This is a genomic window from Skermanella sp. (genome assembly GCF_059503625.1).
On the sequence record NZ_JCACHA010000356.1, the window covers coordinates 1 to 2688 of the forward strand.

General features: G+C 66.5%; 1 protein-coding gene and 1 pseudogene. One reads left to right on the top strand and one right to left on the bottom strand.

The genetic code is table 11. The features are described 5' to 3' along the window. Positions 1-312 precede the first annotated feature (312 nt). Positions 313-1347: an IS110 family RNA-guided transposase gene (locus AC5JJ6_RS08115; RefSeq protein WP_496041550.1), complete on the bottom strand. Its 1035-nt coding sequence runs from the start codon at positions 1345-1347 to the stop codon at positions 313-315. Positions 1348-1486: 139 nt separating this feature from the next. Here AC5JJ6_RS08115 and AC5JJ6_RS08120 point away from each other — a divergent pair. Further along, positions 1487-2310, top strand: a pseudogene (locus AC5JJ6_RS08120) (IS5 family transposase). The last annotated feature ends 378 nt before the right edge of the window (positions 2311-2688 follow it).

Sequence of the window (2688 nt, forward strand, 5' to 3'; positions counted from 1 at the left end):
CCAGTCACTCGCTCCGCCGCCTCACCCTCCGCGAATGGCCAAAGTCGAGCTAAGACCCCGTTCTCTAAACGGGGCTTTCGGGTCAAGCACCGGTGTGGAGGCTGGCCGCTGCCGGGGTCATGGTTCTCTTCGGGGTCGGTGTGATCCGCCCCATGATGGGGGTCAGGGGTAGGGCGCCGCGATGTTTGAGGCGGCCTGATCAGGCGTGGCATGCCGGACCGGCCAACGGGATCTACGCAGTCACCGCCACCCACCGTCCCGGCAGAGACAGCCTCTCCGCCGGAGCGCGGAGCCTGGGTGATGGGCGCTGGGTCAGGCCATCTTGGCCTCCTCCCGGCTCCACCAGAACTCGGTGCCGTCGGTCCAGATGCAGCGGAGAATGACGGCGATCTTGCGCGCGACCGCGACCCGCGCCTTCTTGGCGCCAATGCGCTGCACCAGGCGGGTGCCCCATGCCTTTAGCGGCGAGAACCGCTGCACCTTGGTCAGCAACACGTTGGCTGCCTCGTATAGGCAGGTGCGGGTGAAGGCATCGCCGCACTTCGAGATACGGCCATGCCGATCTGTCTCGCCGGACTGGTAGCGGGTTGGCGTCAGTCCGAGATAGGGGCCGACATCGCGTGCGTGCTTGAACCGCTCCGGGTCGTCGATGGTGGAGAGGAAGGCCACGGCGGTGATGGGCCCAACCCCCGGCACGGTCATGAACCGCTTGAGCACGGGCTCACGGCGAACGAGACGGCGGATGTCACGGTCTAACGCGGCAACCTGGGCCACCACGTGCCGCCGCACCTCGGCGAGCTTGGCCACCAGGCCGCTGATCGTCGCGTTACCCTCCGCCAGGGCCTCGGCGCGGCGGACGAGGGCATCAGTGTTTCCTGGTCCAACGATCAAGCCAAAGGTCTTCAGCAGGCCGCGGATCTGCCCATCCAGCTCTACGCGTATCTCGACGAGACGCCGCCGAGCCGCCAGCAGGGCCAGGCGCTCGTGTGCGGTGAAGCTCTTGGCGGTGACGGCACGGTACCATCCCATGCGCAGCATCTCAGCCAGGCCACGAGCGTCGCTACGGTCCGACTTGGTCGGCCGCATCGAGAGCGCGGCATGGGCATGCCGCGCGTCCATCAGCACCACCGGCAGGTCCGCCCCCTTGAGCGCATGATACAGCCAGGGCGAAGTGGCGCCGGTCTCGAGCCCCAGGCGCACCAGCTGCGGCGCCTCGCGGCGGATCAGCGCAATCAAGAGGGTCGGCTCCGCGGCAACCTTCCCCTCGAAGGTCACGGCGCCCCTGCCGTCAATCACGCAGACGCTGATCTCCTTCAGCGAGACGTCCAGCGCAACATATTGCTCCATGGCGGATCCTCCCGAGATGGCATGCCCAAGCTGATCTTAATCAGCAGGGCGTCGGGGACGCTGCCCGCCCCGATTACCCCATGTTTGAGAATGCCCGATCGGCGGTGGTTTGGGCTCTAGCCTGGCCCAAATGGGCGGAATGTGGACTAAGGAGCACCGGGCGCGGCAGGCGGCGTTTGAGCGTCGGCGGCGCTATCCGACCGACCTGACGGATGAGGAGTGGACTGCGGTGCAGCCGCTGCTGCCGCCTCCTGCAGGGCGCGGCAGGCCGCCCAGCGCCGACACGCGAGAGATGCTGAACGCTATCCGCTATCTGGCCCGTGCGGGTTGCGGCTGGCGGATGTTGCAGGTGCATTTCGGGCCATGGCAGACCGTGTACTGGTGGTTCTGGCGCTTCACCCGGCGGCTGCTGTTCCAGACCATCCACGGCATCGCGCTGATGCTGGACCGCGAGCGGCAGGGCCGGGAGGCAAGCCCGACCGGGGGCGTGCTCGACAGCCAGACGGTGAAAGCGCCGCACGCGCCTGAAGGCGGGGGCTGCGACGCCGCCAAGCGGATCAGGGGGCGCAAGCGGCATGTCGCCGTGGATACGGATGGCCGCCTGCTCATGGTCAACCTAACCACGGCCGATATCCAGGACGCGGCCGGGGCAGAGCGGATCATCGTGGCGGTGCGCAAGCGGTGGCCTTGGCTGAAACATCTGTTTGCCAATGGCGCCTATTATCGGGGCAAGCTGATGAGCTGGGCCGCCTACCGCGACTTCGTCATCGAGATCGTTCGCAAGCTGGCCGACCAGAAGGGCTTCCACGTCCTGCCCAGGCGTTGGGTCGTGGAGCGGACCTTCGGCTGGATGATGCGCTGGCACCGCCTCGTCCGCGACAACGAGCGCCGCTGCGACGTCAGCGAAGCATGATCCGCGTCAGCCTCGACGCCCTCCTGCTCCGCCGTGTCGCGCACCCCTAACCATTCTCAAACGGGGTCTGTGGCAAGCCGGTCAGTGGTTCATCGAAGCTGAGGGGAGGCGGCCATGCAAGTAGCGACGGTCGGTCTCGACGTCGCCAAACAGGTGTTTCAGGTCCATGGGGCGAGACCTGCCGGCAGAGCTCCGCGGCACCGGCCAGAACGGCCGGGCTACGGGGACGGCAAGCTTGCCTGTATGATCATAAAGGACGGCGAAGACGGTCGACGCGACCAGATTGGAAGAAAACGACCAAGCCCACGCTCCGCTACTCTCGCTGTTTTGTATGTCATGTAACACAACCGCGCCGGACGGCCCGCCCGACTTACCCTAGAGCGGTTTTCTCTTTGTCTGAATCGCTTGTGACCTCGGTGGCTGTCGGG

Bases quoted from the DNA above. Each gene is read 5' to 3' on its own strand.
- AC5JJ6_RS08115 (WP_496041550.1), bottom strand. From the start codon at position 1,347: ATGGAGCAATATGTTGCGCTGGACGTCTCGCTGAAGGAGATCAGCGTC.